The organism is Pseudomonas vanderleydeniana (assembly GCF_014268755.2).
In the GTDB taxonomy this organism is placed as follows: Bacteria; Pseudomonadota; Gammaproteobacteria; order Pseudomonadales; family Pseudomonadaceae; genus Aquipseudomonas; species Aquipseudomonas vanderleydeniana.
In genome coordinates, this window is record NZ_CP077093.1 from 5,497,338 (window position 1) to 5,521,879 (window position 24,542).

Sequence of the window (24,542 nt, forward strand, 5' to 3'; positions counted from 1 at the left end):
CTTTTGGGCGCAATCAGTCAGTAGAGATTCGGTTCCATTTCCAGCTCGACCGAGAAACGCTCGGCGATATCGGCCTGGATTCGCCGGGCCAGGGCGAGCAGTTGCCCACCGGTCGCCGCGCCATGGTTGACCAGTACCAGCGACTGCAGGCGGTGCACGCCGGCATCGCCGTCCCGGAAGCCTTTCCAGCCCGCCGTCTCGATCAACCACCCCGCCGCCAGCTTCACCTGCCCGTCGGCCTGTGGATAACCGACCAGGCCGGGATGGGCCTGCTTCAGCTCGGCGGCGTGAGCGGCCGAGACCAGCGGGTTCTTGAAGAAGCTACCGGCATTGCCGAGCACCGCCGGATCCGGCAGCTTCTCGCTGCGAATGCTGCAGATGGCCCGGCTGACATCGCTCGCCCCCGGTTCGCTGACGCCCAGTTGCTTCAGACGCTCGGCGACCGGACCGTAGTCCAGGTGCAACTGCTGGGCGCGGCTCAAGGCAAAGCGCACCCGCAGGATCAACCAGCGCCCCTGGGCATGCTTGAACAGGCTGTCGCGATAACCGAACTGGCACTCTTCCAGGGAGAAGTCACGCAGCGCGCCGGTCTGCCGGTCGAGGGCGGTGAGGCCGGCGAACACGTCCTTGATCTCGACACCGTAGGCTCCGATGTTCTGCATCGGTGCGGCGCCCACTGTCCCGGGGATCAGGCTGAGGTTTTCCAGGCCGAACCAGCCTTCGGCCAGGGTCGACAGCACGAACGGATGCCAGGGCTCGCCCGCCTCCGCCTCGATGACCACGCGCTGGCCGTCATCGCTGAGCAGGCGAATGCCACGGCTGCCCATGCGCAACACCAGTGCCTGGATATCGCCGGTCAGCAGCAGGTTGCTGCCCCCGCCGATCACCAGCAGTGGCAGTTGTCGCGCGGCCGCGAACGCCAGGGCTTCGCGCACGTCCTCATCGCCATGGGCCTCGGCGAACCACTGCGCGCGGACATCGACGCCGAAGCTGTTGTAGGGCTTGAGGGACACATCGGCTTGCAGTTGCAGACTCATAGGCGCCCCCGGAGTTCATCGACCAGGCGATCGCTGGCCTGTTCGATCAGGTCCAGCACCTGCTCGAAGCCGTGTTCTTCGTCGTAATAAGGATCCGGCACCTCGTCCACCGCACTGTCGTAACGGCGCAGGAACAGGTCCAGCTCAGCCTTGCCCTGGGCCGGCTGCAGCAACTTGAGGTTGCGCAGGTTGCTCTGGTCCATGGCCAGGATGAGGTCGAAACGATTGAAGTCCGCGCTACTGACCTGCCGGGCGCGCTGCGCCGACAGGTCATAGCCACGCAACCGCGCCGCGCGCTGGCTGCGGCTGTCCGGCGCCTTGCCGACATGCCAGGCGCCGGTCCCGGCCGAGTCGACCTCGATCAGCTCGGCCAGGCCGGCCTCGCGCAACTTGTGACGCAATACGCCTTCAGCCGTGGGCGAACGGCAGATATTGCCCAGGCAGACAAACAGGACCCGCATCAGGCCTCCAGCAAACGGCGAACGCGTTCTAGGTCTTGCGGCGTGTCGACACCGGTGGGTGGTGCCTCCAGGGCGTCAGCCACATGGATTCGCACGCCATGCCACAGGGCCCGCAACTGCTCCAGGCGCTCGGTGGTCTCCAGCCAGCACGGGCCCCAGCTGACGAAGTCATGCAGGAAGCCGGCACGGTAGGCATAGATGCCGATATGCCGACGGAACGGCACGCCTTGCGGCAGGTGCTCGCGATCCTGGGCGAAATCATCGCGGGCCCAGGGCAAGGTGGCCCGGCTGAAGGTCAGGGCCAGGCCGTTGACGTCGCTGACGACCTTGACCACGTTCGGGTTGAACAGCGCGTCGACCTCTTCGATCGGCTCGGCCAGGGTGGCCATGCGTGCCTCGGTGTGCGCCGCCAGGTTGGCTGCGACCTGGTCGATCACCACCGGCGGGATCAAGGGCTCGTCACCCTGGACGTTGACCACGATCGCTTCCGACTCCAGCCCCAGCAGACTGGCGACTTCGGCCAGGCGGTCGGTGCCGGACTCGTGGTCTTCACGGGTCAGCAGCACTTCAGCCCCAAAGGCCTGGCAGGCTTCGACGATCCGCGGATCGTCAGTGGCCACCACCACCCGTTGCGCGCTGCTTTTGCACGCCTGTTCCCAGGTGTGCTGGATCATCGGCTTGCCGGCGATCAGTTGCAGCGGCTTGGCCGGCAGGCGCGTGGAGGAAAACCGCGCCGGGATCACGACGATGAACGGGGTACTCATTTGTCCAGGCGCTCATCGGCGCTCAGGGTACGCGCCTCGCTTTCCAGCATGACCGGAATGCCATCGCGGATCGGGAAAGCCAGGCCGGCGCCCTTGCTGATCAGCTCGGTCTTGTCGGCGCTGAGCTTGAGCGGCCCCTTGCAGATCGGGCAAGCGAGGATATCGAGCAGTTTGGTGTCCATGAGGAGTTCCCTGGATAAAAAGGGTTTAGGGCAAGAGACGATCAGGCAGCAGGCGCAGCAGTTGCGTGTCGAACCAGGCGACGAATGCCTCGGAAGGCAGCGCATCGACCGCCAGGTACCACCAGTCGTCAGGGGCGAACGCCCGGCATTTCACCGCGTCCTTCTCGGTCATGACCAACGGCAGCGACGGCGTGAAACTCAAGGCCTGCGCGCTGTATTCGGCATGGTCGGCAAAGGCGTGGGGCACAGGCTGCCAGTGTAGCGTTTCGAGGGTATTGAAGAAACGTTGCGGGTTGCCGATACCGGCCACCGCATGCAGTGCCTGCCCGGCCGGGAAATGGTCGAGCGGCCTGCGCTCGCCACTGCGCAGGTTGACCAGTGCGGTCGGCTGCAGGCGAAAGGCGAAACCGCCGTCGCGGTCGGCGTGGGCACCGTTGTACATCAGCGCGTCGACACTCTGCAGGCGCTCCAGCGGCTCGCGCAGGGGCCCGGCAGGCAGGCACCGGCCATTGCCCAGGCCGCGGGCGGCGTCGATCAGCACCAGCTCCAGGTCACGGGCCAGGCGGTAATGCTGCATGCCGTCATCGGAGAGGATCAGGTCGAGCTTTTCCTCGGCCAACAGGGCGCGGACCGCGCGACTGCGGTCCGGGTCGATCATCAGCGGCACGGCATTGCGCTGGACGATCAGCAACGGCTCATCGCCGGCCACTGCGGCCTCCTGGTCGGCACGCACCCGCCACGGCAGGCTTGGCGGCTTGGCGCCGTAGCCGCGGCTGACCACGCCGACACGCAGGCCCCGGCGCCGGCAATGCTCGACCAGCCAGAGAATCATCGGGGTCTTGCCCGTGCCGCCCACGGTGATGTTGCCCACCACGATCAAGGGCACCGGCGGCTGGTAGATGTCACCTTCACCGGCCACGAAACGAGCACGCTTGCCCGCCACCACGCGGCGGTACAGCCATTCCAGCGGGCGCAGCAGGGCCAGGGCCGGGTGGCCGTCGTACCAGGCGCGCAACAAGCGGTCCGAGAGTGCCATCAGGGGGCCGGCGCCGCCTCGACGGTGGTCATGCGCAAGTGGCTGAAGCCGAGCTTGCCGGCCGCGTCCATGGCGGTGATCACGGCCTGGTGCTGGGTCTTGCCGTCGGCACTGATCGACAGCGGCATGTTGGTGTCACCGTTGGACTCCTTCTGCAGCGCTTCCATCAGGGTCGCCAGGTCATTCTTCGGCAGGATCTGGTTGTTCACCGAGAACACCCCATCGGCGCTGATGGCGATGTCCAGCTGCTTGACCAACTGGTCTTCGGCCGGCGAGCCACTGACGGCCTGCGGCAGGTCGACCCGCAGCTGGGTTTCACGGGTGAACGTGGTGGTGACCACGAAAAACAGCAGCAGGACGAAGACCACGTCGATCAGCGACGCGAGGTTGATATCGATGGTTTCCCGAGGCTTGCGGCGGAATTTCACGCTTTGCCCTCGGGCATTTCCACGTCACGGTCGCCCTGTACCACTTCGACCAGCTTGATCGCCTGCTGCTCCATGCCAACCACCAGCTCATCGATCCGGCGCTGCAGGAAGCGGTGGAAGAACACGGCGGGAATACCGACGATCAGGCCCGAGGCGGTAGTGATCAGCGCCTTGGAAATACCGCCGGCGAGGACCGCCGCGTTGGTGGTCATGCCCGCCCCCATGAACGAGCTGAAGATGTCGATCATGCCCAGCACCGTCCCGAGCAGGCCGAGCAGCGGCGACATGGCGGCGATGGTACCGAGGGCGTTGATGTAGCGCTCCAGTTCATGGATCACCCGGGCGGCGGCTTCCTCGATGCACTCCTTCATGATCTCGCGACCGTGCTTGGAGTTCGCCAGGCCCGCAGCGAGAATCTCACCCAGCGGCGAGTCGGCGCGCAGTTGCTTGAGTTTTTCCTTGTCCAGCTGCTTGTCGCGAATCCACACCCAGACCTGTCCCAGCAGATGCTCCGGGGTCACGCGGCTGGCGCGCAGGGTCCACAGGCGCTCGGCAATGATACCCACGGCCGCGATGGAACTCAGAATGATCGGCAACATCATCCAGCCGCCGGATTTGACCAATTCCCACACAGTGACAGTCCCCTCGAAAAAGTGCGCCACTCTAACATAGGGGTTGGCCGTGCCGAAGAACGTGATGTCGCATGACGGTGCGGTTTAATAACCCTGGGCTATTTGAATCCTGCCAGCACGGCACTTCAGTTTTTGTATGTGCACGATGAAGTGGCGAGCGGGCTTGCCCGTGCTCGGCTGCGAAGCAGTCGTGAAACCTGGTTCCTCTTGCGTTCAAATACACCGCGTCTTGCGGATGTGGGGCCGCCATGCGGCCCAGCGCGGGCAAGCCCGCTCGCCACAAGGGGCCGAATCAACGCCAGAAGCGTCTTTGCTCGCGCTGTGACTGCGCACCGCCAAAAGCCCCGAGCAACAGGCGTACGGCGCCCTGCTCGGCACTGTCGTGCACCGCCATGCCCAGCGCCTGGTAACGCGCCATCACCTGGGGATGCGGATGCCCGAAGCTGTTGCCACGGCCGCGCGAGATCAGCACGGCCCGCGGCGCCAGGCGCTGGAGAAAGCTCATCGACGAGGAGCTGCGGCTGCCATGGTGGGGGGCCTGCAGCCAGTCGGTGCCAACGGCCAATAGACTCTCGAGAAAGGCCTGCTCGGCCCGGGTGTCGATGTCCCCGGTCAGCAACAGCCGCTCCCCCCGGGCCTCGACCTGCAGCACGCAGGAGCGCTGGTTGCTGTCCTGCGCCGCAGGCCATTGCCAGAGTTCGAAGCTCACCCCGTCCCACTGCCAGCGCTCGCCGCTGGAGCAGTCTCCGGCGCGCAACCGTTTGGGTAGCCCACGGGCATCACCACTGATCACCCGGCTCACCGGCAAGCCATCGCGGATCGCCAGGGCTCCACCGGCATGATCGGCATCGGCATGGCTGAGCAGCATCAGGTCCAACTGGCGCACGCCCAGCTTGCGCAGCGATGGCAGGACCACCCTCTGGCCTAGGTCGAACTCGCCGAAACGCGGCCCGGCGTCATACAGCAGGCTGTGATGGCGGGTACGAACCAGGATCGCCAGGCCCTGCCCGACGTCCAGCTGCCAGACCTCGGCGTGCCCCTCGGGCACGCGGGACGGCGGCGATAACACGACCAGCGCCGCCAAGGGCCAGCCCAACGGCCGCAGGGGTACCCCGGCCGGCAGCAACAACAGCAGGATACCGAGGCTGCCGAGTCCCCAGGCCCAGGGTGGCAGGGTGTCGGGCAACCACGCCGGCAGCTGCGTCGCTACCAGGTCCAGCCCCTGGAAAAGGATCTCCAGCAGGCCACCGGCCAGCCACAATAATGATTCGCCGATCCAGGGCAGCGGCAAGGCCAGGGTGCCGAGCAGGGCCAACGGCAACACGGCCAGGCTGATCCAGGGCACCGCGACCAGGTTGACCCACGGCCCGCTGAGGCTGATGGGCAAGCCGAGCGCCAGCAGCAACGGCACCAGGCCGAGGGCGATGGTCCATTGCGCGCGGGTCCAGGTTTGCCAGGGGCTCCAGGCCCCCAATCGTCCGGCGAAACAGAAAATCAGCACCGTCACGGCGGCAAAGGACAGCCAGAACCCCGGCCGCAGGCTGGCCAGGGGTTCGACCACCAGGACCAGATCGAGCGCCAGCAGCAAAGGCCAGCCTACGCCGAGATGGCGATAGCGCAGGCGCCAGAGCAGCACCAGGCCGATCATCGCGCAGGCGCGCTGCACCGGAATGCCGAACCCCGCCAGCAAGCCGTACCCCAGGGCCGCGGCGAAGGCCAGGGCACAGGCCCAGGGCACCCAGGGCAGGCGTCGCGGCCATAGGCCATAACGCGCCGCCCCTGCCACCAGGGCATACACCAGCGCGGCGAACAGCCCGATATGCTGCCCGGAAATCACCAGCAAATGCACGGTGCCAGTGTCCTGCAGGAGCTGCCAGGTCTCGGTCGACAAGCCCGAGCCATCGCCCAGCACCAGCGCCACCAGGGTAGCCGATTGTCCCCGGGCATCGACCTGGAGCATGCGTTGGCGAATGCCATCACGCCAGGACCCCGCAGCCGCAGCCAATCGTTGACCATCCTTGATGGTGCCGGTAGCGCCGATTCGCTGGGCGAGCAGCCAGGCTTCACGGTCGAAACCATGGGGATTGAGCAGGCCACTCGGCGACTTGAGCTTGACCGCCAGCCGCCAGCGCTCGCCGCTGCTGACCACCGGGCCGGCGTACCAGGCCAGACGCATCCGCCGGGGCAGCACGGCGCGACGCGAGGTCACCTCTTCCAGCAGGAAGCGCTGCACCGCACCACCGTTCTCCGGCAGCCCCACCACCTGCCCCTCCAGCCACAGCGTCTGGCCATCCAGCTCCGGCGCCAGGCGATCCGCCAGGGCCCAGTGAGCCTGCAGGCAGGCCCAGCTGAAACCGAGCAGGAACAGCGCGACGGCATAACGGCGAAACGCCAACAACACCAGGCCGGCCAGCGCCAGCAACGGCAACCAACCCAGCGGCGGCAACTGCGGCAGAGCGCGCAGGCACAGCAGGCCCGCCGCCAGCGCCAACATCCCTGTGCGCATCTCACTCTCCGTGAACGGGTTCAGTTCTCGGAATAGCCCGATTGGCCAGCGAGTGCTTTATTAATTGTCACAATGTCTGAATGGGTCGTCAGTAAAATCCGGGCATACTGCCTGCTTGAACCGACCGAGAAGCCCCATGCCGCGTCGCCTATTCAAACGCTACATGCCCGATCCGCAGAGCATCCGGGAACACAAGCACTTACGATTTTTCGGCAGGCTGCTCCACGATCCGAACCTCTGGCACCTCAATCGCCATTCGGTATCACGCGCCATGGCGATCGGCCTGTTCGCCGCGCTGATGCCGATCCCGTTGCAGATGCTGCTGGCGGCGTGCCTGGCAATCCTGCTGCGCGGCAACATGCCGATTGCCGTCAGCCTGGTATGGCTGACCAATCCGCTGACCATGCCGCCGATCTTCTACTGCACCTACAAGCTGGGGGCCTGGGTCATGAACGTGCCGTCACGCAGCCTGCCGGACGAACTGACCTGGGCCTGGATCAGCGACCAGCTGTCCACGCTGTGGCAGCCGTTCCTGCTGGGCTCGGTGCTGTTGGGACTGGTGATGGCGGCCCTGGGTTACTGCCTGACCATGGGCTATTGGCGCTGGTGGGTGGCCCGGCAGTGGCAGCGGCGCCGGGAACAGCGCCACACCAAATGAATACCGCCCCCTGTAGGAGCGTGGCTTGCCCGCGAAGAGTTCCTTGAGGACGCCAAGAGCTTCGCGGGCAAGCCACGCTCCTACAAGGTTGCGCTGTATCAACGAATTCGGGGCGCCCCGGCCCGCCAGGCATGCCAGGGTCGCCTGGGCTTACTGGCGCATGCCGCGCCCGCTGACCAGCAGTCGTGCACAACCGAAATACAGCACCAAGGTCGCCAACAGCATGAAGGCGATCGCCACGCTGATACGGATATCCGATACGCCGAGAATGCCGTAGCGGAAGGCGTTGACCATATGCAGCACCGGGTTGGCCAGCGAGACGGTCTGCCAGAACGGTGGCAGCAGCGTGATCGAGTAGAACACCCCGCCCAGGTAGGTCAGCGGCGTCAGCACGAACGTCGGGATGATCGAGATATCGTCGAAGTTGCGCGCGAACACGGCGTTGATGAACCCCAGCAGCGAGAAGATCGTCGCCGTCAGCACCACCACCAGCAGGGTCACGCCCAGGTGATGGACCTGCAGGTGGGTGAAGAACAGCGACAGCAGGGTCACGATGATCCCCACCATCAGGCCGCGCAGCACGCCACCCAGGGTGTAGCCAACCAGGATGGTATGCGGCGACACCGGCGAGACCATCAGCTCCTCGATCGAACGCTGGAACTTGCTGCCGAAGAAGCTCGAGACCACGTTGCCGTAGGAGTTGGTGATCACCGACATCATGATCAGGCCCGGCACGATGTACTCCATGTAGGTGAAACCACCCATGTCACCGATCTGCCGACCGATCAGGTTCCCGAAGATCACGAAGTACAGGACCATGGTGATGGCTGGCGGCAGCAGGGTCTGCGGCCAGATCCGCATGAAGCGCCGGATTTCCCGGTAGACGATGGTGTTGAGGGCGACCAGGTTGGCTTGCAGCTCCGAACTCATACCGCCACCTTCGACAGATTCTTTTCCACCAGGGACACGAACAGCTCCTCGAGGCGATTGGTTTTGTTACGCAGGCTGAGGACTTCGATCTGCTGCGTGGCCAACTGGCCGAACAGCGCCGTGATGCCCACGGACTTGTCCACCTGCACTTCCAGGGTGTTGCTGTCGAGCAGCTTGCTCGGATAGCCGATCAGGTTCGGCGCGACCGTTTGCGCATGCTTGAGGTCGAGCAGGAAGGTCTCGACATGCAGTTGGCTGAGCAACTGCCGCATGCTGGTGTTCTGGACGATGGTGCCGTGGTCGATGATGCCGATGTTGCGGCACAGCTGCTCGGCCTCTTCCAGGTAATGGGTGGTGAGGATGATGGTGATGCCCTTCTCGTTCAGCTCGGTGAGAAAGGTCCACATCGAGCGACGCAGTTCGATGTCCACCCCGGCGGTCGGCTCGTCGAGGATCAGCAGGCGCGGCTCATGCACCAGCGCCCGGGCGATCATCAACCGACGCTTCATGCCGCCGGACAACGAGCGTGACGGCACGTCGCGCTTGTCCCACAGGCCCAGCTGGGTCAGGTACTGCTCGGCGCGCTCCTTGGCGACTTTCGCCGGGATGCCGTAATAGCCGGCCTGGGTCACGACGATGTCGAAGGTCTTCTCGAACTGGTTGAAGTTGAACTCCTGCGGCACCACGCCGATGCTGCGCTTGAGTGCGGCGGGTTGCCGGTCCAGGTCGTGGCCGAAGACATTCACCGTGCCGCTGGTCTTGTTCACCAGGGTCGAGAGAATGCCGATGGTGGTGGACTTGCCGGCCCCATTGGGGCCGAGCAAGGCGAAGAAGTCACCTTCGGCGACATCCAGATCGATACCACTCAGGGCCTGGAAACCGTTGCCGTAGGTTTTGGTTAGCTGCCGGATGGACAGAGCGGAACTCATATCGGACGATGCACCAAGAAGGAAGGAAAAGGTCTGGAAACTGCGCGAAAACCAGGCACATGGCCGGCCTTCCATAGCCCCACATGGGGGCACGCCGGGCCAAAGGCAATAGCGGCGCGCCTGCAACTATGTTGCTTGGCTACGCCGCACAAGTACAGCAACCTGCGTTAATAGTATTTATCAGGTCAACGCGGTCATCACCGCACGCTGGTAGGCCGGCCGCTGTTTCAGGCGCTCGTACCAGGCACTCAGATGGGGCAGCGCTGGTCGCTCGATGGGCATTTCGAACCAGGCGTAGATGAAGCTGCCCAGGGGAATGTCGCCCATGCCGATTTCCTGACCGGACAGGTAGGGTTGTTCAGCCAGCGTCCGCTCGGCCATGCCCAGCAACTCGCCACAGGTTTTCAAGCCGGCATGGATGGCCGTCCAGTCCTGTTGCTCGGCCGGTGTGCGCAGCACGCCCCAGAACACCACGCGAAACGGTGCGGCGAACGACGACGTGGTCCAGTCCATCCATTTCTCGGCACGGGCCCGGGCCTGCAGGTCGCTCGGCGACCAGGCGGAGCCCGGCGCATGCTTGCCCCCCAGATAGCGGACGATGGTGTTGGATTCCCACAGGACGAAGTCGCCATCCTCGATCATCGGGACCAGGCCGTTGGGATTCTTCTCTCGGTACTGCGGCGTGTTCACGACCCCGAAGGCACCACCGGCATCGATGGACTCGTAGGAGAGCCCCAGTTCCTCGGCAATCCACAGCGCCTTTCTGACATTCGACGAATTCTTGCGACCCCAGATCTTCAGCATGACGGCCTCTCTCAGGATAAATGCCGACGCAGTCTACGCCCGATCAGCCACGACTCAAATCGTTGCGCATGTCACCACGCAGGGGCAGCACGTCGGGGAGGAACAGGTGCGGATAACACTCGGCAAGGTGTCCGAAGAACAACGATTCCGGCACATCGGCGAACTGCCCATGGTCGCGCAGGTACTCCATGTGCCGCTGGCCATCCCGGGTATAGGGATGAAACACGCTGTCGGCCTGCCCATCGAACTCCAGCGCAATCACCCCGAAGGCTTCGCACAGGCCGCGATCGAAAGCCGGCGTGGCCTTGACCCAACGCCCGTCCAGATACAGCTCGGTATAACCGTGCATGGCGAACACTTCGCTCTTGAGCAACTCCAGCACTCGCGGGGTCGACAGGTGATTGCGCACATCCGCCAGGCCGATCCGCGCCGGTATCGCGCAATGCCGAGCACAGGCAGCGAGCAGCGTCGCCTTGGGCACGCAATAGCTCTGCCCCAGCGCCAGGGCGTGGCTGCCGCACAGGGTCTGCGGATTGCGATTGAAGGCGTAGATGTTGTAACGGATCTCGTCACGCACGGCGTAATACAGGCTGATGGCCTGTTCCCTGGGATCGCGGCTGGCACCGCGCCGACTCTCGGCGAACTCCACCACCGCCGGGTGGTCACTATCGATGAAGCGTCCTGGATTCAGATACTCATGCATGAGAGCAGTCTCCTTGGGAAGCCTCGAGTCTAGCCTTGGGCCCCCTGCGTCGGGCACGACGATTCGGCCAACTGCCAGACCAACTACGCCTTTCCTGCGGGCAGCCCCTGGCGATAGCCACCCGGCCGCGCGCGCCCACAGACCTGGATACACCGCCTCGGCATCCGGCTTGCCAGATGCCGGCTAAGCTCTGAAGTGTTTTTGCCCTGTCTCACGGAGGATGGAATATGCTGCTGTTGTGGATACTGGTCCTGCTGCTCGGCGTCGCCTACCTGGCGCACCGACGCATCGCCGCCCTACCCGCCCTTGGCGCCGTGGCGCTGTATCTCCTGGCGATGGGGGCCTTCGGCCATGCCCCTGGCGGCCTGATGCTGGTGCTCTGGCTGCTCCTCGCGGCGATCGCCGTGCCGCTGTTGCTGCCGGACCTGCGCCGCCGGTTGTTCACTGCACCGCTGTTTGCCTGGTTCCGCAAGGTCCTGCCGCCGATGTCCGCGACCGAACGCGATGCCATCGACGCCGGCACCGTCTGGTGGGACGGTGAACTGTTCAGCGGCCGTCCGGACTGGAACAAGCTGCTGGCGTACCCCAAGGCGCAATTGACCGAGGAGGAACAGGCCTTCATCGACGGCCCGACCGAAGAACTCTGCGCCATGGTCAGCGACTGGCAGATCGGCCAGGACCTGGACCTGCCGCCCGCCGCCTGGGCCCACATCAAGGAACACGGTTTCTTTGCCCTGATCATCCCCAAGGAATACGGCGGCAAGGGCTTTTCGGCCTACGCCCACTCCCAGGTGGCGATGAAGCTGGCGACCCGCAGCGGCGACCTGGCCTCTACCGTCATGGTACCCAACTCCCTGGGCCCGGCCGAGTTGCTACTGCATTACGGCACCGAAGCCCAGCGCGACCATTACCTGCCACGCCTGGCCCGTGGCGACGACATCCCCTGCTTCGCCCTGACCGGGCCCCTGGCGGGTTCCGATGCCGGCGCGATGCCGGACACCGGGGTCGTCTGCAAGGGCGACTGGAACGGTGAGGAAGTTCTCGGCCTGCGCCTGAACTGGGAAAAGCGCTACATCACCCTCGGCCCGGTCGCGACCCTGCTCGGCCTGGCCTTCAAGGCCCACGACCCGGACCATCTGCTCGGTGACCAGGAAGACCTGGGCATCAGCCTGGCACTGATTCCCACCGATACTCCCGGTGTCGAGATCGGCCGCCGCCACCTGCCATTGGGCGCCGCCTTCATGAACGGCCCCAACTCGGGCAAGGACGTATTCATCCCGCTGGACTACCTCATCGGCGGCCGGGACATGCTCGGCAAGGGCTGGATGATGCTGATGAACTGCCTGTCGGTCGGCCGTTCGATCTCGCTGCCGGCCGTCGGTACCGGCGCGGCCAAGTTCACCAGCCTGGTGACCGGCCAGTACGCGCAGGTTCGCGAGCAGTTCAACGTGCCGCTGTCGGCCTTCGAGGGCATCCAGGAAGCGCTGGCACGAATCGGCGGCAATGCCTGGCTGATGGACAGCGCACGTATGCTCACCGCCAATGCCGTGGACCTGGGCGAAAAGCCCTCGGTGCTGTCGGCGATCCTCAAGTACCACCTGACCGAACGCGGCCGCGAATGCATCGGCCACGCCATGGACGTGCACGGCGGCAAGGGCATCATCATGGGCCCCAACAACTACCTGGGGCGCAACTGGCAAGGCGCACCGATCTTCATCACCGTGGAGGGCGCGAACATCCTCTCGCGCAACCTGATGATCTTCGGCCAGGGCGCGATTCGCTGCCATCCGTTCGTGCTCAAGGAAATGGCCCTGGCCGCCCGCGAGGACCACGACCAGGCACTTAAGGAGTTCGACGGCCTGTTGCTGCGGCATATCGGCTTTGCCGTGGGCAATGCCGGCAGCACCCTGCTGCTGAACCTCGGGCTCGGACATTTCGAGGCCGCGCCGGGCAACCGCCTGAGCCAGAAATATTTCCGCGCACTGAACCGCCAGGCAGCGGCCTTCGCCCTGCTGGCCGACCTGAGCATGATGCTGCTCGGCGGCGAACTGAAACGCCGCGAGCGGCTGTCGGCACGCCTGGGCGATGTGCTCAGCCACCTGTACCTGGGCTCGGCGGCGCTCAAGCGTTATCACGACCTGGACTCGCCGCAATCGCTCGACCCGCTGCTCGCCTGGGCCCTGGAAGAAAGCCTGGGCCATGCCGAGCGGGCGCTGGACGAACTGCTGCGCAACTTCCCCAGCCGGGTGCTCGGCTGCCTGTTGCGGGTTATCGTGTTCCCGTTCGGTCGCAGGCATACCGGACCGTCGGACGCCCTCGATGCCGAAGTCGCCGCCGTACTCGGTCGAGCCAAGGGCGACCCGGCCCTGGAGGCAATCCTTGCCGGCTGCTATCGCCCGCAAGCGGCGGACGATCCGGTCGGCGCGCTGCAGCATGCCCATGATCTGCTGGAGGCGAGCCATGAACCGCGGAAAAAGCTGCACATCGCGCTCAGGAACGGCCAGTTCGCCCCCGCCCCTGGAGAGTCGTTGATCGACGCCGGCCTGGAGGCCGGGGTCCTGCAGCCACGCGAGGCCGAAACCGTGCGCCAGGCCGAGGCAGCGCGGCGCAAGGTGATCGACGTGGATGATTTCAGCAAGGAGGAACTGCACCCGACCGCCGGCAAGGTCCGCTAGCCTCGGCATTGCAAGGGCCAGGCGACGTCCCGCCCGTCGCCCGACCGAGCCCGACGGGACAACAGGCGCGCGGAGCTTTATACTCCTGCGCCTGTTTTATTCTTGAGGCCCCTGCCATGTCCAACGTACTTGCCGATCATCTGGTCCTGCTCGACCACCTGCGCAGCATCCTGGTCGCCGTCGGCGAAGCCGAACAGGTGCCCGAGGAGAGCCATGCGTTGTTCCTGGAGCGCTTCGACGAGTTGCGCGCCCAACTGCCGGTCGACCCGATCGAAAGCCAGTACCTGGGCCAGGACCTGCTATGCCAGGTGATCCAGCGCTACCCGCAGATCGCCCACCTGGTCCCGCGCGACCTGCTGTGGTTCTTTGGCGGTGACTGCCTGCACTACATGCCCGACGAGGAACTGGACCTGTACCAGGCCCTGGAGGAGCGTCGCTACGAAGCCGAACAGAACGACGAACCGTTCGACTGGAACCAGGAAAAGCAGCTGCTGGCCCTGTCGGACCAGGACAGCAAGCACTGATTTCCCGGTTTTCCCTTCCGGCGCTCAAGGCCGTCCAATTACGCCCCGTAGCTGGACGCCGCACCGCCGGCTCCTACAAGAAGACGCGTGGTGTCCCCTGGATCACGGTGATACCGAAGCCTGGGCTGACTTGAGGGTGGGCTCGCGCGCCAGGCACTCCACCAGGTAGTCGATAAACACCCGCAGCTTCGGCGACAGATAAGGCGTCGGCGGATACAGCAACCAAAGGCCACCGTGGTAGGAGGCCAGGAACGTCCAGGCCGGCAGCACCTGCACGATCAGCCCCTGCTCCAAGGCATGTTTCGCCGTGAAGTACGGCAGGCTGCCAATCCCGATATGCTGCAACACCGCATCCAGCCGCACCCCCGTGTGGTTGGCCGCATAACGTCCGCGCACCCCGACCGTCACCGACTTGCCAGCGCGCCTGAACTTCCAGCGCGAGTCATTGGGCGTATCCCCCAGATAGATGCAACTGTGCTCCAGCAGGTCATGGGGATGCTGGGGTGTCCCGTGCTCGGCCAGGTACTGCGGGGTCGCACACAGCAGATGTTCGATCGGCATCAATTGGCGCCCCACCAGGCCGACGGGCGGGTGGTCGGTGATGCGCAGGATCAGGTCGACATTGTCCTCGATCAGATCGACAGGACGGTCCTCGAGAATCATCTGCACGTCGACCTGTGGATAACGCCGCAGGAACGCCGGCATGTGCGGGTGCACCACGAAACGTCCTACCGCCTTGGGCACGCTGACCCGCACCAAGCCTTGCGCCTCATCGGTGTACTGGCCGCTGATCTCCATCACCGAACGGGCCGCATTGACCATCTCCCGGCAACGCCTGAAGGCCTCTTCGCCGCTGTCGCTCAGGCGCAGCTTGCGCGTGGTGCGTTGCAGCAGGCGGGTCGCCAGGGCCTTCTCCAGGCGGGAAATCGAGCGACTGACCGCCGACGGCGAAGCCCCGAGCTGGCGGGCCGCCTCGGAGAAACTGCCGGTCTCGACCACCTTGACGAAAATCGCCATTTCGCCCAACAGGGCCAGGGGTGGATTTATGCTCATGACGCACAGGTCCATTGAGATTTGATCGGATTATCACACGCCGTGGCCATTTTTATACTGGTCACCGACAAAACCCAGCGAGATCCGAACCATGACGCACCGCCTGTTTTTCCATGATGACGCGCTGACCGCCGAGGTCGAAGTACTGAGCTGCGAAGCCTGCGCCGAACAGTTCGCGGTCATCCTCGAGGCCACCCCCTTTCACCCCCAGGGCGGCGGTCAGCCGTTCGACACCGGCACCATCGGAACCGCCCGGGTGCTGCGCGTGCTGCAGGAGCCGGGACGAATCGTGCATTACCTGGACAGTGCCGTGCCGGTCGGAACCGCCCAGGCCAGCGTCGATAGCGAACGACGGGCGCTGCATGCGCGCCTGCATTCCGCTGGCCACCTGATCGGCCACTATGGCGAAAGCCAGGGCTGGAAACCGCAGAAAGCCCACCACTGGCCGGGTGAAAGCCGCGTGTCCTTCTGCCGTGGCGAGTCGGCGCAGGCCTTTACCGCCCAGGACGTGGAGGCCGCGCTGGCCGGCTGGATCGCCGGCGACCTGCCTCGTCACCTGCTACTCGAGGGCGAACAGCGCAGCGTCGGTTTCGGTGACCTGCCGAGCTATCCCTGCGGCGGTACCCATGTCGTTTCGACCGCTGTGATCGGGCTGGTCGAGGTGCTTTCGGTAACCGAGAAGAAAGGCGTGCTGTCGGTCGCCTACCGAGTGATCTGAGCCTTTGTCGATATCCTGGAACCCCTCATGCATTCCCAATACCTTCATGAATTCATCGCCCTGGCGACCATCCACTTTCTCGCCGTGGTCGCCCCGGGCCCGGACTTCGCCGTCACCATCCGCCAGAGCGTGCGCTTCGGCCGGCTGGTCGGATTGCTCACCGCGCTCGGCATTGGCGCGGGCATCTCGGTGCATGTGCTGTACACCCTGCTCGGCGTCGGCGCCCTGATGAACAGCGCCCCCTGGCTGCTGCATGTCGCCAAGGTCATCGGCGCCGGCTACATCCTCTACCTGGGCATCAACCTGCTCAGGAGCAAACCACAGGCAGCCCGGGCAGCTCTCGACACCCAAGCGGCAGACGAGGCTCCGCGCCAGGGTCTGCTGAAAGCCTTCTCGACAGGCTTCCTGACCAACGCCACCAACCCCAAGGCCACACTGTTCTTCCTGGCGATCTTCACCACGGTGGTCAGTGCCTCCACCCCCCTGCAAATCCAGGCGCTTTATGGCTTGTGGATGTGTGCCGTCAATGCGTTGTGGTTCATCCTGGTCAGCCTGCTGTTTTCCAGCGAGCGGGTGCGCCAGGCCTTCCTGAAGATGGGCCACTGGTTCGAGCGCAGCATGGGGGTCGTGCTGATCCTGTTTGCCGGGCGACTGGTGCTTTCCCTCTAGTCCCGCCCGCCTTGGCAGGCAACAGATTTGCACGACCGTTGTGCGAAAAATCAACGAAGCGGCACTCCCGTACCACCTGTTCAAGATGTTAGCTTGAACAGGTTTTTGTCCTATCGATCAGATATTTCCCACACTCCGTTTGCAAAGGAATGCCCCTCGCAATGAACTTCGCACTCAAGCAACTGGCCTGCGCAACCCTGCTGGCCAGCCTTTCGGCGCTCGCCGCCCCCGCCTTCGCCAACATCAGCGCACAGCAGAACGAGGCGATCCTCAAGGCCTTCAGCGGCACCTCGGTCAAGGACTTCCGACAGTTCCTCGGCAGCCTGGGCAAGAGCGAGCTGGCAAAGAGCGCCAAACTGGAGCCGGCCATCAGTGCCTTCCTGGGCAACAGGCAACTGTCCACACCACAGCAGAACGAAATCCATCGCCTGCTCGGCCTGTACGCGCGAGTGAAGTACGGCAAGGCTGCCACCGAAACCCTGCGAGAACTGGTGGAAATCCCGACCTTCCGTGTCGACGGCGTGGAACAGCACGAGAACCCGGAATTCGTGCGGATCGCCGACAAGATCCGGAGCCTGGCCCAGGCCTTCAACCTGGACTTCCGCAACATCGACAACCGCGTCTACGAAATTTCCCTCGGCGGCAGCGGCAAGGAAGTCGTCGGCATCCATGCCCATGCCGACGTGGTACCGGTGACCCCGCAAAACTGGGTGCTCAAGGACGGCACCCACCTCGATCCCTTCAAGGTCACCCTGATCGGCGACCGCATGTACGGTCGCGGTACCGAGGATGACAAGAACGGTATCGTGGTGGCGCTCTATGCGATGAAGATCATCAAGGAAGAGAAACTGCCACTGGCGCGGAATTTCAAGTTGCTGGTGGACACCACCGAAGAAACCACCGGCGATGCCATCCCCTACTACTTCGAACGCAACCCGACCCCCGAGTACAACCTGGCGCTGGATGGCGGCTACCCGGTGGTGATCGCCGAAAAAGGCTACGGCACCATCATGGCCCGCTTTGCCCGGCGCACGGCAGAGGGCCAGGGCGCCGAGATCACCTCGCTCACCGGCGGCCTGGCGACCAACCAGATTCCATCGGCGTCGGTCGCCACCCTGGTCACCGACAAACCTGCCGAGCTGGCCGCCAGCCTGCAAAAAGCGGGTGCCGACTACATCAAACAGCATGGCGGCAACTTCGAGGTAAACGCCAAGTTCTCCGGCAAGGACGTCACGCTGACCGTGACCGGTGTTTCCGCCCACTCCTCCGAACCCGAGTCAGGGGTCAACCCGGTGGCGCGAATGCTCGACTTCATCAACAGCCTGGACGGCCAGGTCGCGCTCAAGCACAACCACATCACCGATGCAGCCCGCTACGCCGCCGACAACTGGGGGTTGGATTACCTGGGCAAAAAGCTGGGGGTCGGTTTTGCCGATGAGTTCATGGGCCCGCTGACCACCTCGCTGACCTATGTCGGCCAGGATGACAAGGACTTCAAGCTGGCGGTGAACCTGCGGGTGCCGAAGGGCAAGACCCCGGAGGTGCTCAAGGCCGAAATCGCCGACAAGCTCGATGCCTGGAGCAAGAAGAGCCATGTCGCCGTGAATTTCGACTACAAGATCGCCGAACCGATGTACCGCAACCCCGAGGGTGAGTGGGTCAAGGCACTGCTCGCGGTCGCCAGCGAAAACCTCGGCATGCCGCACAAGTTCGGCACCTCCGCCGGCGCCACTTCGGTCCACGAGCTACCCAACGGCGTGCAATTCGGACTGGCTCGACCGGAGGTCAAGTACACCGGGCACACCGATAACGAGTTCAAGACCGTTGAGCAGTTCCAGCTGGACCTGCAGATCGTCACGGAGATGATGGGGCGCATCGGGCAATTGCCGAAGCTTTGATGGTATTCCGGACCCGCCGCAACGGCGGGTCCTGGCTTCATGCAGTCCGGTGCCGCACAGACCCGAGAACTCAAGACCTGATCGGTGAATACGACGCCTATCAGCCAACCAGTGCCTGTCAGCAACCCGCTTCCCGCTGACGCCGGAAGGCCAAAGGCATGCACTCGCCGCCGAAGATATGAACAACACGCACGAACAAAAACGCCGCTCATTGCTGAGCGGCGTTTTCGTTTAATTTGGAGCGGGAAACGAGACTCGAACTCGCGACCCCGACCTTGGCAAGGTCGTGCTCTACCAACTGAGCTATTCCCGCAAATGGCGTCCCCTAGGGGACTCGAACCCCTGTTACCGCCGTGAAAGGGCGGTGTCCTAGGCCACTAGACGAAGGGGACACGCTACCCGGAACACATGGTGTGTGTTACGGTGTCCAGAACCACGTCCGAAGACCTGTTCCTGGTTTCACTCGACTCTGCCCGAAGGCAAGACCGTTTAAAATTGGAGCGGGAAACGAGACTCGAACTCGCGACCCCGACCTTGGCAAGGTCGTGCTCTACCAACTGAGCTATTCCCGCATTGGCGTCCCCTAGGGGACTCGAACCCCTGTTACCGCCGTGAAAGGGCGGTGTCCTAGGCCACTAGACGAAGGGGACACGCTACAACATTCACTCCCTGCCGCGTTTCGCTGTGTGCTTTACGCTGCAAGTGGCGCGCATTCTATGGATGGTTCGCAGAGTCGTCAACCCCCAAAGATAAATTTATTTAAATCAATGACTTCGCCCCGCTTTGCAGGCCTTTCGAGGGCGCTCTCGCGTCCCGGGTTTGACGCCTGTATTCTGGCACTCGACAAGACGCTATAGTTCGCCAGCCTAAATAGTGGCAATGTGGAATACATCTATAGAAGAAGCGCTCTGCAGCCGTGCAGCACGTCATTCAGCGCTATCGGCAACCACGCCAAGCCACTACACTGAATTTGCACTACACCTTGAAGAGGTCTTAACGGTGACACCACTTATGATCACCCTGCTGGTCGCAGCCGGGATCTTTCTCCTGATCGGCATCGGCTTCCTCAACCATATGGCTGAGAACAGCAAGCTGGAAAAGGCACGCCTCAAGGTCGAGCTCAGTGATCGCCTGCGTCGCTGCGGCGAACTCACCGAAACCTTCCCCGGCCAGTTCATGAGCCCTGGCCTCAAGCTGCTGCTCACGCGCCTGGAACTCAACGTCACCCAGCGCCTGCTTAATATGGAAAAGGGCAACGATCGCCTCAAGACGCGAATCCAGGAACTCAATGGCCTGATCGCCCAGGGCGAGTCGATCGCGATCAACAATCCACAGGCCCCCATCCAGACCGAGGCCAAGGCCAAGGACGTGCGTTTCCTGCTTGAAGCGATGCACACCCAGATCACTCGTGCCGCCCAGGAAGGTTTCCTGCCGGCCAATGAGGCCAAGCAGTGGATTCGCGAGGTTCGCCATATCCTGGTGCTGCTGCATATCGAGTTCTTCAACAACCTCGGCCAACAGGCATTGCAACAGGAACAGCCGGGGCAGGCCCGCCTGGCCTTCGAGCGTGGTGCGCAGTACCTGCGCAAGCAGCAGGAACCGGCGATGTATGCCGAACAACTGCAATTGATGGAAAAACTGCTGGCGCGGGCCAACGCGATGGTACTGGCGACGTCCCAACCGGCTGAGGATGATGTGAACGAGTTGACCCAGGGCCTCAAGGAAGTCGAGGCAGACTGGAAGAAGAAGGCCATCTACGACTGAGCCCGCCTTCGGCGGATCGTCGCGACGCCGCCGCAGCGAGCCGGCTCCTGCGCAGGGCCTGGCTCATGGAAAGCAGGCACAAAAAAAAGGACACGCCAGGCGTGTCCTTTTTTATACCCGGGCACAGGCCCGAATGGCATCAGGCAGCCGGATTGATCGGCTTTTCCGGGTACCAGACGTCCAACAGCGGGCTGACTTCGACCGAGGTCAGTTCGCTGCGGCCCTTGAGCCAGGCTTCAACGGCAGCGCGCTGCTCTTCGGAGACCGAGCCACGCTTGATCAGGCAGACCAGACCGAAGTCATCGCCACCGACATAGCCCAGACCGTTGGCTTCCATGGCTTCCTTCAGGAAAGCGTCGAGGAAAGCATCGATAGCCTGTTCGCTCAGGTCTTCTTTGAAATCCAGGTTCAGCTCGAAACCCAGCTCTTGAAACTCATCAACGCACAGTTTTTTGCGCAGACGCCGGGAACGGTTGGTCGCCATGAAACAATCCTCAAAAGTAATAACGGGCGGCACTTTAGCAGTTTAAGGGCGCAATTGCCCGAATCCGTGCACGACACCGACCAAACGCCAGGAAAAATCCTGTTGTCGCCAGGGCCGGCTGGCCCCCACGAACACCCTACTGATGCATAATGCCGTCACTTTCATGACCGTTGAGGGCCTTTTCATCCATGCCCTCGTATTTTTCCCCTCGGCTGTAGGGCTTTACTTCATATGATCAGATCTTTGCGCCCATTGGCACTCGCCGGCCTGCTCCTCCCTGCCGCACTCTCTCTCTATACAGCCACCACCTACGGCGCCCCCGTCAACACCAGCCTCTCCCCCAAAGTCCAACAGGCGATCAAGGCCAACAAGCTGCAGGACGAAGCCCTGTCGCTGGTCATGCTGCCGCTCGACGGCCCCGGCACACCGACGGTCTTCAATGCCGACGTGTCGGTGAACCCGGCCTCGACCATGAAGCTGATCACCACCTACTCCGCCCTGGAGATGCTCGGCCCCAACCACCAGTGGAAAACCGAGTTCTACACCGATGGCACCCTGAGCGACGGCATCCTCAACGGCAACCTGTACCTCAAGGGCGGCGGCGACCCCAAGCTGAACATGGAGAAGCTGTGGCTGCTGATGCGTGACCTGCGCGCCAACGGCGTGACCCAGGTGACCGGCGACCTGGTGCTCGACCGCGGCTTCTTCGTGCCGCCCCAGCAGACACCAGAGTTCGACGACGACGGCAATGACGAAAACCGGCCGTTTCTGGTCAAGCCCGACGCCCTGCTGGTCAACCTCAAGGCGTTGCGCTTCGTCGCCCGCAACGACTCGGGCAAGGTGCTGGTATCGGTCGAGCCGCCGATCGCCAGCATCCATATCGATAACCAGGTCAAGGTGATCAACGCCAAGCAGTGCAGTGGCGACGTGCGCTACAACCCGGTAGCCCAGGCCGACGGCACGACTACTGTCACCGTCAGCGGCCAGTTGGCCGAGGGCTGCAGCTCGCAGACCTACCTGTCGCTGCTCGATCACCCGACCTATACCGCCGGTGCCGTACGCGCCATCTGGCAGGAACTGGGTGGCAGCATCCAGGGCAAGGATCGCCAGGGCACCGTCCCCAAGGACGCCAAGGTCCTGGCCCGGGCCTTCTCGCCCGACCTGGCGGAAATCATCCGCGACATCAACAAATACAGTAACAACACCATGGCCCAGCAACTGTTCCTCAGCCTCGGTGCGAAGTTCCGCAACGATGCCGACGGCGACGATGCCAAGGCCGCCCAACGGGTCATCCGCCAGTGGCTGGCACAGAAAGGCATCACCGCCCCGCACCTGGTGATGGAAAACGGTTCCGGCCTGTCCCGCGCCGAGCGGGTCAGCGCGCGGGAAATGGCAAGCATGCTGCAGGCGGCCTGGAAAAGCCCCTACGCCGCGGAGTTCATCAGCTCACTGCCGATCGCCGGCATGGACGGCACCATGCGCAAGCGCCTGAAGCACACGGCGATGTCGGGCGAGGCGCATATCAAGACCGGCACCCTGAACACCGTACGGGCGATTGCCGGCTTCAGCCGTGACAGCAACGGCACGACCTGGGCCGTGGTAGCGATTCTCAACGATCCGAAGCCCTGGGGCGCCTCGGCGGTACTGGACCAGGTACTGCTCGACCTGTATCGCCAGCCACGACCGGCCCGCGCCGACGACTGATCCACCAGGCGTCAGTCCTGCTCCACCGTCACCTGGTCACGGCCGTTCTGCTTGGCCAGGTACACACCCGAGTCCGCGCGCAGCAATAACGCATCCGCCCCCTCGCCGACTCGCCAACTGGCGATACCGAAGCTGGCCGTCACCTGCCCGACACGCCCGAAGGGGGCACAGCGCAACGCCAACCATAACTCCATCGCCAGGGTGCTGGCTTGCCCGGCGTCGGTGTTGGGGCACAGCACCATGAATTCCTCGCCCCCCAGGCGACAGAACACATCGGTACGGCGTAGCCGGTGGCCAACCCGCAGGCACACTTCCTTGAGCACCCGATCGCCCTCGGCATGGCCGTGCTGATCGTTGATCCGCTTGAAATGATCGATGTCGAGCATGATCACCGACAACCTGCCAGGGCCACGCTGGGCCAGCGCCATCTCGGCACTCAGGCGTTCCTGGAAATAGCGGCGGTTGTAGATACCCGTCAGGGAGTCGGTGACCGACAGGGCCCGCAGCTCGTCCTCGACCCGCTTGAGGTCGGAGATATCCGAAAGATAGCCATGCCAGAGCACCTCGCCCCCCGGCAGGCGTTCGGGCAGCGCCTCGCCACGCAACCAGCGCACCCCGCGCGTCGGCAGGATCACGCGAAACTCCTCGCGCCAGGGGCTCAGCCGCAGGGCCGAGACCTGGATCGAGGCCCTCAGCTCCGCCAGGTCATCCGGATGCACTCGCTCGAACGCTGGCGCGGCATCCTCCTGCAGCAACCGGACATCGACTTCGAAGGTATCCCCGGTGCCGGCACTGGCGTAGACGAACTGCGAACTGCCATCGAGGTTGAGCTTGTACTGGTAGAGACTGCCAGGCACGTTGGCACTGAGTTTTTCCAGCAGGCGGTCGCGCACCTGCAATTGCGCGGTACGCTGCTCCACCAGGCGCAGTGCACGCTGGCGCTGGCTGACCAGGCTGTACAGCAGGGCGCTGAGCAACACGCTCAACAACCCGCCCAGCACCACCAGGCTGCTCACCGAGGAGTGGTTGGCCTGCTTGAACGGCTCGCTGGAGTCGATGGTCACCTGGTAGTCACGATCGGCCAGCCGCAGCAGGCGAACAGCAGTCAGGGAATGTTCCATGGGTGGATTGGGTGACTGGTACAACACCTCATGCTCGCCCTCGGTCGACAGGTCGAGAATGCGCACCGACAGGTTGTCCTGGCTCTGTTCCGGCAAGCCGTCAGTCACCAGCTGGCGCAGGCTGATCACCGCCAGTACATAGCCGAGGGGCCCCGGTTGCGGCTGCCCGACGGCGGTGGGCATCACCACGGGGGCGACCAGCAGCGCACCACGGTCATAGCCCGGTTCGACGCCCACCAGGTTCAACGGTTGCGAAATGGCCATGAGACCCGACTCACGGGCCCGCTCCAGGGTCGCCCGACGCAAGGGTTGCGCCAGCAGGTCATAACCCAGCGGCGAGCCCAGGGGGCTTTGCGTCTCGCTATAAAGCACCGGCACGTACTCGTCACGTACCTCCGCCAACTGCAGGTGCCCCTGGGCATCGAGTTCGCGGATGGAAAAATCGCCGATGCCCTCGGCGCGAACCCGCCGCTCGAAGAGCGCCCGTGCGCTGCCACCCACCCGTGGCGCCCACGCATAGGCCTGGGTACGCCGCAGCAACGGCCGGGCATAACCGGTGAATTCACGGCGGGAAACCGAATCGGAATTGACGAAGAAACGCCGCAGGCTGTCGAGCCGCTGTATCTGATCGTCGAAACGCTCCTCGATCCGACTGAAGCGTTCGCTGGCCAGCAAATCGAAACGCTGCTGCAGCTGTCGCTGGTAGAGGTCGTGGCTACCCACGGCCAGCAACAGCGTCAGCAGCCCGCCCGCCAGCAGGACCAGCACGGCGACCAGCCACGCTGAGGCATCTTCGCTGATAAAGCCAAGAATCTTGGGGCGTACGGCATGCGACGACATAGGCGACAACTCATCACGCCGG

Annotated in this window: 23 protein-coding genes and 4 tRNA genes; 8 read left to right on the top strand and 19 right to left on the bottom strand. The window is 63.9% G+C overall.

Translation table 11 applies throughout. The annotated features are described in order from the left end of the window. Positions 1 to 17: 17 nt before the first annotated feature. The 8 genes from murB to HU752_RS24605 all read right to left on the bottom strand — a co-directional run bounded on the left by murB (position 18) and on the right by HU752_RS24605 (position 7,046). Positions 18 to 1,037 carry a UDP-N-acetylmuramate dehydrogenase gene (gene murB, locus HU752_RS24570; protein WP_186681539.1) on the bottom strand — a complete coding sequence of 340 codons (1,020 nt, stop codon included), beginning with the start codon at positions 1,035 to 1,037 and terminating at the stop codon, positions 18 to 20. Next, on the bottom strand, positions 1,034 to 1,498 hold the full coding sequence (locus tag HU752_RS24575; RefSeq protein ID WP_186681541.1) for a low molecular weight protein-tyrosine-phosphatase: 465 nt from the start codon (positions 1,496 to 1,498) through the stop codon (positions 1,034 to 1,036). Before HU752_RS24575 ends, murB begins: the two co-directional genes overlap by 4 nt. Then, complete coding sequence (gene kdsB / locus HU752_RS24580) at positions 1,498 to 2,262, bottom strand: 3-deoxy-manno-octulosonate cytidylyltransferase (RefSeq protein ID WP_186681543.1); 765 nt, start codon at positions 2,260 to 2,262, stop codon at positions 1,498 to 1,500. Before kdsB ends, HU752_RS24575 begins: the two co-directional genes overlap by 1 nt. Then, positions 2,259 to 2,444 carry a Trm112 family protein gene (locus tag HU752_RS24585; RefSeq protein ID WP_017905777.1) on the bottom strand — a complete coding sequence of 62 codons (186 nt, stop codon included), beginning with the start codon at positions 2,442 to 2,444 and terminating at the stop codon, positions 2,259 to 2,261. The genes kdsB and HU752_RS24585 overlap by 4 nt, the downstream gene beginning before the upstream one ends. 25 nt (positions 2,445 to 2,469) lie before the next feature. Continuing rightward, on the bottom strand, positions 2,470 to 3,480 hold the full coding sequence (lpxK, locus tag HU752_RS24590; RefSeq protein WP_186681545.1) for a tetraacyldisaccharide 4'-kinase: 1,011 nt from the start codon (positions 3,478 to 3,480) through the stop codon (positions 2,470 to 2,472). Then, positions 3,480 to 3,908 carry an ExbD/TolR family protein gene (locus HU752_RS24595; protein ID WP_017905779.1) on the bottom strand — a complete coding sequence of 143 codons (429 nt, stop codon included), beginning with the start codon at positions 3,906 to 3,908 and terminating at the stop codon, positions 3,480 to 3,482. Before HU752_RS24595 ends, lpxK begins: the two co-directional genes overlap by 1 nt. Continuing rightward, positions 3,905 to 4,540, bottom strand: a complete 636-nt coding sequence (locus HU752_RS24600) for a MotA/TolQ/ExbB proton channel family protein (protein WP_186681547.1) — start codon at positions 4,538 to 4,540, stop codon at positions 3,905 to 3,907. The genes HU752_RS24595 and HU752_RS24600 overlap by 4 nt, the downstream gene beginning before the upstream one ends. Before the next feature lie 292 nt (positions 4,541 to 4,832). Continuing rightward, the gene (locus HU752_RS24605; protein ID WP_186681549.1) at positions 4,833 to 7,046 is read right to left on the bottom strand and encodes a DNA internalization-related competence protein ComEC/Rec2; all 2,214 of its coding nucleotides are present in this window, start codon (positions 7,044 to 7,046) and stop codon (positions 4,833 to 4,835) included. 136 nt (positions 7,047 to 7,182) lie between these two features. Here HU752_RS24605 and HU752_RS24610 point away from each other — a divergent pair, with 136 nt between their 5' ends. Then, the gene (locus HU752_RS24610; RefSeq protein ID WP_186681550.1) at positions 7,183 to 7,704 is read left to right on the top strand and encodes a DUF2062 domain-containing protein; all 522 of its coding nucleotides are present in this window, start codon (positions 7,183 to 7,185) and stop codon (positions 7,702 to 7,704) included. Positions 7,705 to 7,854: 150 nt separating this feature from the next. Here HU752_RS24610 and HU752_RS24615 read toward each other — a convergent pair whose 3' ends face one another. The 4 genes from HU752_RS24615 to HU752_RS24630 all read right to left on the bottom strand — a co-directional run bounded on the left by HU752_RS24615 (position 7,855) and on the right by HU752_RS24630 (position 11,070). Continuing rightward, the gene (locus HU752_RS24615; protein ID WP_186681552.1) at positions 7,855 to 8,634 is read right to left on the bottom strand and encodes an ABC transporter permease; all 780 of its coding nucleotides are present in this window, start codon (positions 8,632 to 8,634) and stop codon (positions 7,855 to 7,857) included. Next, on the bottom strand, positions 8,631 to 9,563 hold the full coding sequence (locus tag HU752_RS24620; protein ID WP_186681554.1) for an ABC transporter ATP-binding protein: 933 nt from the start codon (positions 9,561 to 9,563) through the stop codon (positions 8,631 to 8,633). The genes HU752_RS24615 and HU752_RS24620 overlap by 4 nt, the downstream gene beginning before the upstream one ends. Before the next feature lie 180 nt (positions 9,564 to 9,743). Further along, entirely contained in the window at positions 9,744 to 10,367 is a 624-nt protein-coding gene (locus HU752_RS24625) for a glutathione S-transferase (protein WP_186681556.1), read from the bottom strand. Positions 10,368 to 10,410: 43 nt separating this feature from the next. After that, on the bottom strand, positions 10,411 to 11,070 hold the full coding sequence (locus HU752_RS24630) for a transglutaminase-like domain-containing protein (RefSeq protein ID WP_186681558.1): 660 nt from the start codon (positions 11,068 to 11,070) through the stop codon (positions 10,411 to 10,413). A gap of 227 nt (positions 11,071 to 11,297) precedes the next feature. Here HU752_RS24630 and HU752_RS24635 point away from each other — a divergent pair, with 227 nt between their 5' ends. Next, on the top strand, positions 11,298 to 13,745 hold the full coding sequence (locus HU752_RS24635; RefSeq protein ID WP_186681560.1) for an acyl-CoA dehydrogenase: 2,448 nt from the start codon (positions 11,298 to 11,300) through the stop codon (positions 13,743 to 13,745). A 116-nt stretch (positions 13,746 to 13,861) separates the two neighbouring features. Beyond that, entirely contained in the window at positions 13,862 to 14,269 is a 408-nt protein-coding gene (locus tag HU752_RS24640; protein WP_017905788.1) for a PA2817 family protein, read from the top strand. Between the two features lie 102 nt (positions 14,270 to 14,371). Here HU752_RS24640 and HU752_RS24645 read toward each other — a convergent pair whose 3' ends face one another. Next, positions 14,372 to 15,322: a LysR family transcriptional regulator gene (locus HU752_RS24645; RefSeq protein ID WP_186681562.1), complete on the bottom strand. Its 951-nt coding sequence runs from the start codon at positions 15,320 to 15,322 to the stop codon at positions 14,372 to 14,374. A gap of 91 nt (positions 15,323 to 15,413) precedes the next feature. Between HU752_RS24645 and HU752_RS24650 the strand changes: the two genes are divergently transcribed. The 3 genes from HU752_RS24650 (at position 15,414) to HU752_RS24660 (ending at position 18,607) form a co-directional block, all read left to right on the top strand. Further along, on the top strand, positions 15,414 to 16,040 hold the full coding sequence (locus tag HU752_RS24650; protein ID WP_186681564.1) for an alanyl-tRNA editing protein: 627 nt from the start codon (positions 15,414 to 15,416) through the stop codon (positions 16,038 to 16,040). A gap of 27 nt (positions 16,041 to 16,067) precedes the next feature. Further along, positions 16,068 to 16,709 (top strand): LysE family translocator, encoded by a 642-nt coding sequence (locus tag HU752_RS24655; protein WP_186681566.1) that lies wholly within the window; start codon positions 16,068 to 16,070, stop codon positions 16,707 to 16,709. A gap of 161 nt (positions 16,710 to 16,870) precedes the next feature. Next, positions 16,871 to 18,607, top strand: coding sequence for a dipeptidase (locus tag HU752_RS24660; RefSeq protein ID WP_186681568.1), 1,737 nt, complete (start codon positions 16,871 to 16,873; stop codon positions 18,605 to 18,607). 237 nt (positions 18,608 to 18,844) lie between these two features. Here the strand turns inward: HU752_RS24660 and HU752_RS24665 are convergent. The 4 genes from HU752_RS24665 to HU752_RS24680 form a co-directional block, all read right to left on the bottom strand. Beyond that, positions 18,845 to 18,920, bottom strand: a tRNA-Gly gene (locus tag HU752_RS24665). Between the two features lie 3 nt (positions 18,921 to 18,923). Next, positions 18,924 to 18,999: transfer RNA gene (locus tag HU752_RS24670), tRNA-Glu, on the bottom strand. A gap of 104 nt (positions 19,000 to 19,103) precedes the next feature. Then, positions 19,104 to 19,179: transfer RNA gene (locus tag HU752_RS24675), tRNA-Gly, on the bottom strand. 2 nt (positions 19,180 to 19,181) lie between these two features. Further along, a tRNA-Glu gene (locus HU752_RS24680) sits at positions 19,182 to 19,257 on the bottom strand. Between the two features lie 349 nt (positions 19,258 to 19,606). Here HU752_RS24680 and HU752_RS24685 point away from each other — a divergent pair. After that, positions 19,607 to 20,371: a hypothetical protein gene (locus HU752_RS24685; protein WP_186682468.1), complete on the top strand. Its 765-nt coding sequence runs from the start codon at positions 19,607 to 19,609 to the stop codon at positions 20,369 to 20,371. Between the two features lie 139 nt (positions 20,372 to 20,510). On the opposite strand, the gene HU752_RS24690 is transcribed toward HU752_RS24685, so the two are convergent. Further along, positions 20,511 to 20,855, bottom strand: a complete 345-nt coding sequence (locus tag HU752_RS24690) for a YggL family protein (protein ID WP_186682466.1) — start codon at positions 20,853 to 20,855, stop codon at positions 20,511 to 20,513. A gap of 231 nt (positions 20,856 to 21,086) precedes the next feature. Here HU752_RS24690 and dacB point away from each other — a divergent pair, with 231 nt between their 5' ends. Then, positions 21,087 to 22,559, top strand: coding sequence for a D-alanyl-D-alanine carboxypeptidase/D-alanyl-D-alanine endopeptidase (dacB, locus tag HU752_RS24695; protein WP_186682464.1), 1,473 nt, complete (start codon positions 21,087 to 21,089; stop codon positions 22,557 to 22,559). An 11-nt stretch (positions 22,560 to 22,570) separates the two neighbouring features. Here the strand turns inward: dacB and HU752_RS24700 are convergent, their stop codons facing one another. After that, positions 22,571 to 24,520, bottom strand: coding sequence for a sensor domain-containing diguanylate cyclase (locus HU752_RS24700; protein ID WP_186682462.1), 1,950 nt, complete (start codon positions 24,518 to 24,520; stop codon positions 22,571 to 22,573). Positions 24,521 to 24,542: the final 22 nt, after the last annotated feature.

Excerpts from the sequence above, each read along its gene's own strand:
- HU752_RS24645 (WP_186681562.1), bottom strand. The coding sequence starts at position 15,322 with ATGAGCATAAATCCACCCCTGGCCCTGTTGGGCGAAATGGCGATTTTC.
- HU752_RS24635 (WP_186681560.1), top strand. The coding sequence starts at position 11,298 with ATGCTGCTGTTGTGGATACTGGTCCTGCTGCTCGGCGTCGCCTACCTG.
- HU752_RS24585 (WP_017905777.1), bottom strand. The coding sequence starts at position 2,444 with ATGGACACCAAACTGCTCGATATCCTCGCTTGCCCGATCTGCAAGGGG.
- HU752_RS24605 (WP_186681549.1), bottom strand. The coding sequence starts at position 7,046 with ATGCGCACAGGGATGTTGGCGCTGGCGGCGGGCCTGCTGTGCCTGCGC.
- HU752_RS24620 (WP_186681554.1), bottom strand. The coding sequence starts at position 9,563 with ATGAGTTCCGCTCTGTCCATCCGGCAGCTAACCAAAACCTACGGCAAC.
- HU752_RS24615 (WP_186681552.1), bottom strand. The coding sequence starts at position 8,634 with ATGAGTTCGGAGCTGCAAGCCAACCTGGTCGCCCTCAACACCATCGTC.
- HU752_RS24660 (WP_186681568.1), top strand. The coding sequence starts at position 16,871 with ATGAACTTCGCACTCAAGCAACTGGCCTGCGCAACCCTGCTGGCCAGC.
- HU752_RS24610 (WP_186681550.1), top strand. The coding sequence starts at position 7,183 with ATGCCGCGTCGCCTATTCAAACGCTACATGCCCGATCCGCAGAGCATC.
- HU752_RS24625 (WP_186681556.1), bottom strand. The coding sequence starts at position 10,367 with ATGCTGAAGATCTGGGGTCGCAAGAATTCGTCGAATGTCAGAAAGGCG.
- HU752_RS24700 (WP_186682462.1), bottom strand. The coding sequence starts at position 24,520 with ATGTCGTCGCATGCCGTACGCCCCAAGATTCTTGGCTTTATCAGCGAA.
- dacB (WP_186682464.1), top strand. The coding sequence starts at position 21,087 with ATGATCAGATCTTTGCGCCCATTGGCACTCGCCGGCCTGCTCCTCCCT.
- HU752_RS24690 (WP_186682466.1), bottom strand. The coding sequence starts at position 20,855 with ATGGCGACCAACCGTTCCCGGCGTCTGCGCAAAAAACTGTGCGTTGAT.
- HU752_RS24640 (WP_017905788.1), top strand. The coding sequence starts at position 13,862 with ATGTCCAACGTACTTGCCGATCATCTGGTCCTGCTCGACCACCTGCGC.
- HU752_RS24650 (WP_186681564.1), top strand. The coding sequence starts at position 15,414 with ATGACGCACCGCCTGTTTTTCCATGATGACGCGCTGACCGCCGAGGTC.
- kdsB (WP_186681543.1), bottom strand. The coding sequence starts at position 2,262 with ATGAGTACCCCGTTCATCGTCGTGATCCCGGCGCGGTTTTCCTCCACG.
- HU752_RS24575 (WP_186681541.1), bottom strand. The coding sequence starts at position 1,498 with ATGCGGGTCCTGTTTGTCTGCCTGGGCAATATCTGCCGTTCGCCCACG.
- HU752_RS24655 (WP_186681566.1), top strand. The coding sequence starts at position 16,068 with ATGCATTCCCAATACCTTCATGAATTCATCGCCCTGGCGACCATCCAC.
- murB (WP_186681539.1), bottom strand. The coding sequence starts at position 1,037 with ATGAGTCTGCAACTGCAAGCCGATGTGTCCCTCAAGCCCTACAACAGC.
- HU752_RS24630 (WP_186681558.1), bottom strand. The coding sequence starts at position 11,070 with ATGCATGAGTATCTGAATCCAGGACGCTTCATCGATAGTGACCACCCG.
- lpxK (WP_186681545.1), bottom strand. The coding sequence starts at position 3,480 with ATGGCACTCTCGGACCGCTTGTTGCGCGCCTGGTACGACGGCCACCCG.